The 6,455-nt window shown below is 70.4% G+C and carries 6 protein-coding genes; 5 read left to right on the forward strand and 1 reads right to left on the reverse strand.

Annotated elements, in window-relative coordinates; genetic code table 11:
- The first annotated feature begins 225 nt into the window (after nt 1-225).
- On the forward strand, nt 226-642 hold the full coding sequence (locus tag ACZ69M_RS44410; protein ID WP_470059205.1) for an SgcJ/EcaC family oxidoreductase: 417 nt from the start codon (nt 226-228) through the stop codon (nt 640-642).
- Between the two features lie 305 nt (nt 643-947).
- Here the strand turns inward: ACZ69M_RS44410 and ACZ69M_RS44415 are convergent, their stop codons facing one another.
- The gene (locus ACZ69M_RS44415; RefSeq protein WP_470059207.1) at nt 948-1,580 is read right to left on the reverse strand and encodes a glyoxalase; all 633 of its coding nucleotides are present in this window, start codon (nt 1,578-1,580) and stop codon (nt 948-950) included.
- 510 nt (nt 1,581-2,090) lie between these two features.
- On the opposite strand from ACZ69M_RS44415, the gene ACZ69M_RS44420 reads away from it, so the two are divergent.
- From ACZ69M_RS44420 to ACZ69M_RS44435, 4 genes are all read left to right on the forward strand, one after another.
- Nucleotides 2,091-3,593 (forward strand): metallophosphoesterase family protein, encoded by a 1,503-nt coding sequence (locus ACZ69M_RS44420; RefSeq protein ID WP_470059209.1) that lies wholly within the window; start codon nt 2,091-2,093, stop codon nt 3,591-3,593.
- 558 nt (nt 3,594-4,151) lie between these two features.
- Entirely contained in the window at nt 4,152-5,015 is an 864-nt protein-coding gene (locus ACZ69M_RS44425) for an isocitrate lyase/PEP mutase family protein (RefSeq protein ID WP_470059211.1), read from the forward strand.
- Nucleotides 5,012-5,281, forward strand: a complete 270-nt coding sequence (locus tag ACZ69M_RS44430; protein WP_470059213.1) for a hypothetical protein — start codon at nt 5,012-5,014, stop codon at nt 5,279-5,281. The genes ACZ69M_RS44425 and ACZ69M_RS44430 overlap by 4 nt, the downstream gene beginning before the upstream one ends.
- Nucleotides 5,282-5,816: 535 nt before the next feature.
- Nucleotides 5,817-6,341 carry a metallophosphoesterase gene (locus ACZ69M_RS44435; RefSeq protein WP_470059215.1) on the forward strand — a complete coding sequence of 175 codons (525 nt, stop codon included), beginning with the start codon at nt 5,817-5,819 and terminating at the stop codon, nt 6,339-6,341.
- The last annotated feature ends 114 nt before the right edge of the window (nt 6,342-6,455 follow it).

The following is a 6,455-nucleotide window of genomic DNA, read 5'->3' on the forward strand; positions in this document are numbered from 1 at the left end:
CCGGGACGCGGGCGGGTCCCTCTGTGCCGGCTCCGGGGCGGCAAGCCGACCGGATCCGGACACGTCATCGCCGGTCAGGGCGCTGTCAGCCGCCACTCGAAAAGAATCTCGGCGGGCGCGATGAGTTCCGGCCCGGCCGCCGGTATCTATCTGCGGAGCGCAGACGGCTCCCGGTGAGCCGCAGGCCGCGGCGACCTGTACCGGTACGACGAAGCGAGGAAGACCTTGACTGCGAACCAGACGCGTGCGGCGGACGAGACCGCCATCCGCAACGTGCTCAAGGGCGTCTACGAAGCCTGGAATGCCAGCGATGCTGATGCGTTCGTGGCCGAGTACACCGAGGACGCCAGCGCGATTCTGCCCGGGTCCTACCGAAAGTCCCGGGAAGAGATCCGCGAGAGCATGAAGGTCGGCTTCAGCACCTTCCTGAAGGGCTCGACCACCACCGACAAGGTACTGGACATCCGTTTCCTCAACGACGACGCCGCCGTGGTCGTCAGCGAGACGGGCATCCTCTTCCCGGGCGAAACCGAGGTGCCGGGAGACCGTCTTGTGGTCGCGAGCTGGGTGCTTGTCCGGCAGGACGGCAAGTGGCTGCTTGCGGCCTACCAGAACTCCCCGGTGGTCATGAACCAGGGCTGAGGCTGCTGCCGACCTGGCGCCCCTCGACCGTCGCCGCGGTGGAGGGGCGCTTCCGGGCCGACCCGGCCAGGGGGAGTCTTCCCTTCCCCCTGCGGCCACCAGACTCGAGCCACTCGCTCCGGCCCGCGGCCACACCTCAGTGAGCCCCCTCAGAGCAAGAGGCTCACTCAGTCACCCCACGGACTCCCACGGGAGTGGATCATGCGGATCAGCACCCGAATGCGCGCGGCATCCACTGCGCTCGCCATCCTCGCTGCCAGTCTCACGTTCGCCGCTGCCGGCACAGGAAACGGAGACGACTCGGCTCAGGCGGTGGCGGTCAGGGGAGCAGTGGTTTCCCAGGCGAACCCGTCCGGGTCGCTGAACGGGCCGGCGGTGCTGGAGAGCACGAGCCGGTGTGATCCGGTGCCGTCGGCGGGGACACCCGCGTCCTTGGCGAGAGCGCGGCGCTTGTACAGAGCCAGCTTGACGGGGCCCGGCCCGGTGGCGAACTCGACGTACTTGCCGCCGAAGCTCTTGCCCACGGTGAGGCCCTGCTCGACGTAGAACTGCTTGCTGGCCTTCACGTCCTCGACGCCCAGCAGGAGCACGAGTTCGTCGAAGTCCCGGGTGACCGGACCCGTGTCCTTCTTCGTCGACGTCGCGATCTTCCAGATCGTGCCGTCCGGGGCCTGAACGCCGCCGCCGTAGCCCCACAGTGACTTCGAGGTGGGCTTGAGGGCGGTGGCGCCGGCGTCGAGGGCCGCGCCGACGAGGGCGTCGACGTTGCCCGGCTGGGACACCACGAGCGACAAGGTGAAACCGCGGAAGCCGGTTGTGGGGGCTTCGGAGGCGCGCAGGCGCACTTGCGACGAGTCCAGTCCGAAGGCGGTGGAGTAGAAGCGGGCGGCGGCCGTGGTGTCGGCCACCTCGAGGGTGACGGAGCCGATGGAGTTCATGTCTTCGACGGTAGGGGCGGCCGGGCCACCGGTGCTTCTCGAAAACTGCCCAGTCCGGCCAGGGCCAGGGCCAGGGCCACGGGCCTGGGTGGCCCGCCGTCCGCCGCCCGCCCCCCTGAGCCGTGGTCGGCGTCGAGCAGCCGGGTTGGTGTCGGTGCGGCGCGTACCGGCTACGAGGAGGCTGCCCGCAAGGCGGCGCAGCTGGGGGCAGCCTGATCCGGGTGATGCCGGGGAGGGCGGGGAGGGCGGGAGGGGTCCCGATTCGCCCCGGGATTGGTGGAGTCCGCGGGCTGTCCTGAGCCGGGCGGACGTCAGGCGACGACCCGACGTCGCTGTCCGGCCGCGACGGGAAGACGGGAAGCCGGAAAGGAGCGAGGCCGCCGAGCATGGCCACGGCCCGATGCGCAGGGGGCGAACTCGACGTCCACGCCCGCCCGGAGCACGCAGAGGCGGCAGTGTCCCGACGCACCCATCCCCGGCCCGTTCCTGGATCGTTGCTACGGTTCACCGGTGTCTGACTCTTCACGCGATACCGCCGAAGGCGCCGGCTGGGGCACCCTGGAACACGGCGAGTACAAGCACCTGATGCCGCACCAGGTCGACAAGCTCTCATGGCTCAACCCGAAGACCCTGTGGGCCGCACGCAACGGCGTACTGGCTTCCTGGCTCGGGGACCCCACGGGCCGCACCCGCAGCCGCTGGGTGGCACAGCGGACGGCCGCCGGAGCACCCGCCGCCAAGGTGATCCGGCGCGACGACCCGGACCACTTCTCCTTCATGGTCATCGGAGACACCGGCGAGGGCGACGATCCCCAATACGCCGTCGTCCCCGGCTTCCTGAAGGCCAGCCAGGAAACGAAGTTCGCCGTCATCGCCAGCGACGTGATCTACCCCGTCGGCCGGGCGGACGACTACGGCACGAAGTTCTTCCGCCCCTACCAGGACTACCAGGCACCCATATACGCGATACCCGGCAACCACGACTGGTACGAAGACCTCGGCGGCTTCATGCGCGTCTTCTGCGACGACGCCCCGCCCCTCGCCCCACAGCCCGCGCCGCGCCCCCTCTCACGGGCCTGGCTGCGGTCGCTGCTGTGGCACCGGCCGCACCCGGCCGACGGACAACACCTCGCCGAGGCACGCAAGTTGCGCTCCTCGCCGGCCCAACGGGCCGTCCAGCCGGGCCCGTACTGGGCCATCGACGCCGGTCCGGTGCGGATCATAGGCATCGACACGGGACTGCTGGGAACCATCGACGCCGAGCAGGGCGCATGGCTGCGCGAGGTGTCCAAGGGACCTCTCCCCAAGATCCTCGTCACCGGCTCGCCCCTGTACGTGGACGGCGAACACCACCCTTGCCCCATCGAAGGCGGCGGCACCGTCGACGACCTCGTCCGCGACCCCGACCACCGCTACCTCGCGGCCATAGGCGGCGACATCCACAACTACCAGCGCTACCCGGTGCAGGTCGACGGCCGCACCATCCAGTACGTGGTGTCGGGCGGCGGCGGAGCCTTCATGCACGCCACCCACACCATCCCCCGCGTCTGCGTCGCGGACGTCACCGAGCAGGAGTTCCGCTGCTACCCGCTGCGCGGCGACTCCCTCGCCTTCTACAGCAGGCTCTACGGACACCGGCTCCGCCTGCGCCGCCTGTTCACCCTCACCGAGGCCGAGGCGGCAGCCGTCGTCGCCGAGCGCCTCGGCATCCCGCCGACCCGCACCCAGGGCCCGCCCGCCCGCGTCACCCGGCGCACCCGCCTGATCGCGAGCCTGCTGGGCGCGGGCGGCCGACCCGAGCGCACCTCGCGCTTCCGCCTGCCCGTGCGGAAGATCTACACCCAGCTCTTCTCGCCGAGCTCGGCGACCTACAGCCCGCCGTTCTTCAAGTGCTTCCTGCGCCTGGACGTCACCCCGGAGTCGGTCCGGCTGCGCTGCTTCGCGGCCACCGGACACCGCGCGCAGGAACTCGACCCGCCGGTCGAGGACGAAGTCACCATTCCGCTGGCCTGAACACCCGAGTGACTTGAACGGCAGAGTGACTTGAATGGCAGAGTGATCTGAACACTCGGGGAATCGGACGCTGCCCCGCACGGCAGCCGGTCCGGTTCCTGCGCCGCCGCGTGATCCGGGACGCCGGGACTGCGCTATCATTGATCTTGAGCGAGCCGCCCGAACTTCCGGCGGTCAGCCGCGCGTTGGTGGTCCAAGGAAAGATGCCCCGCTTCCTGCGGGGAGATGCAGGTGCAAGGCCTGCCCGGCGCTCCGCACAGCCCCGCCTCCGGTATTCCGGAGGCGGGGCTGCTTTTTTGAATGCCCTCGGCCACGCCCCGGCCGTCCGCGCGGACCGGGCTTCCGCGCCCGTCCGCGCGGCGAGATCAACTGGGCGGCCCGGAGGGAGGACCAGTGACGTTTCTCCGGTGAACCGCTTGCGCCATTGAGGTGAGTAAAGCCCTTCCAAGGGGAGAGTCCGCTGTCGCTATAGGAATCCTCTTGTTCTGGCAAAGGACGGTCGTGTTGCGGCGGCCTTTTTCCACGCGACGTGTTCAACCCCACGAGAGGAACCGGACGTTGACCTACGGGAAGAAGCTGAGGGAACAGATCGCCGGGCCGGAGACCACTCCGCTGATCGGCGTGTATGACATGTACTCGGCGTCGATCGCGGCCGAGCACTATGACGGGATGTTCGTCTCCGGCTTCGGCTTCGCGGCCTCGTACTACGGGCTGCCGGACATCGGCTTCATCGCCTGGCCGGACATGGTGGCGTTCGTCCAGCGGCTGCGGGGCGCGTTCCCGCGCCACCACCTCCTGGTGGACATCGACGACGGATACGTCGACCCCGAGGTCGCCTGCCATGTCGTGGAGGGACTGGAGCGGATCGGGGCGTCGGGTGTGATCCTGGAGGACCAGAAGCGCCCGCGCCGGTGCGGGCACGCCGACGGCAAGCAGGTGCTGCCGCTGTCGGAGTACCTCGCCAAACTGGAGATGGTACTGGCGACCCGGCAGGACCTGGTGGTGGTGGCCCGTACGGACGCCACCGACGAGAACGACATCCTGCACCGGGCCGAGGAACTGGCCGCGACCGACGCGGACGTGGTCCTGGTCGACGGAGTACGCAGCGTGGAGTGGATCCGGCGGATCCGCAAAGTGGTGGGCGACAAGCCCCTGCTGTTCAACCAGATCGCGGGCGGCAAGTCCCCCCGGCTCTCACTGACCGAACTGTCCGAACTCGGCGTGGACGTCGCCATCTACAGCACACCGTGTCTGTTCGCCGCCCACCAGGCCATGCACTCCGCGCTCGCCGACCTCAAAACGGCGGACGGCCGGCTCCCCGTGGTGAACGCGGCGGACGGCGTCGGCGTCAAGACCGCCACCCAGCTGCTGGAGCGCAACATCGCCCGACGGCGGCCCGAGCCCCAGGGCGTGAGCGCGTGACACCGGCACGCGTCCCACCACCGCGACTGCGCACGGCCGCCGTGCTGGCGGTAGCCCTGCTGGGCGCCGCGGCAACACCGGCGGCCGCGGGCGACAGCCTGATCACCGTCCTCGACAACTCGCACGCCGACTCGATCCTCGAGGTCGACCGGACCGCGAACATCCAGCAGGGCAGCGGAACAGCCGGCAGCGACCACGAGGGCAGCGCCGTCGACATGATCGAGGCCCTGGTCGCGGCGCACCAGCGCGAGGAGGACCACGACTGACCCGCTGACCGGCCTCCTGACCGGCCGACGACGGGACGCCGAGGGCCTGCCGCTCGGGGGCGGGCCGCAGGAAAGGCGACGGGGCCTGCCCGGCCCGGGGGAGCGGGGCCGGGCAGGAGGCCCTGCGCGAGCCGGGCAGACGGCCGGGCACAACTGCCGGCTCTGGAGGGGCAGTCCGTGCAAGGGGCAGTCCGTACGAGGGGCGGCCGCTTCACGCCGTACGGCCACGACCCGCTCGCCTACGGCTGCTCCCGCCCCCGGGCCGTGCCCCGGCGGAGCCGATTCCCCCGCAGACGGCAGCGGGGGAGGGGGAGGAGGGGCAGTGGGCGAGCCGGCCGGGACGGCGCACGCGAGCGGTTCTTCCGGCGGCGCACCCCGCCTCGTACCGCGGCGGCGGAAGCCAAACGTGCGGTCCGTGGCGGCGGAAGCCAAACGTGCGGCGAACAGAATTCGGCGTTCAGCTACCTGCCACCACGTGGCCACGGCCGCTCAGGACTGTGCCTTGCGAACCCGACGTTCCTCATCTGGAGGGCACATGAGCATAGCAGGGCACCACAACCGGCTGGACAGACGCGCACTGCTGCAGGCCGCGGTCGCCATACCCGCGGTCGGCGCGGTGGCGACCGTATTCGAGGCGACCCCGGCACACGCCGACCCGGCAGCCCACAGCGGCGGCCGGTCCCCCTTCGACACCGAGAGCCCCCGCTTCGCGCTGGCCGTCCTGCCCGACACGCAATACCTCTTCGACGCCGACAGCGCCGACCCGGCACCCCTGCGCGCCACGTTCCGCTACCTCGCCGCCGAGCGGGAGGAGGCGAACATCGCCTTCATGACGCACCTCGGTGACGTCACGGAACACGGCACCGAGCAGGAGATCGCACTCGCCGCCGACACCTTCAGGACCATCCACGGCAAGGTGCCCTACAGCGTCCTGGCGGGGAACCACGACATACGCTCCTCCACGGACGACCAGCGCGGCGACTCTGCCTACCTCGCGGCGTTCGGGCCCCAGCGCTACCGGGATTCATTCGCAGTGCATCGGGCTTCAGCCCGGTGGTGAAGCGAATCTGAGGGTCGCCACGCGGAGCGTCGCCGCATCTGGTCCGGCGGAGCCGGACACGGCGTGTGCACTACCCGCGGCACGGAGCGCCGTGATCGCCTGGTCCCGGCGGAG

The sequence above is a fragment of the Streptomyces sp. NPDC107454 genome, from assembly GCF_055582885.1.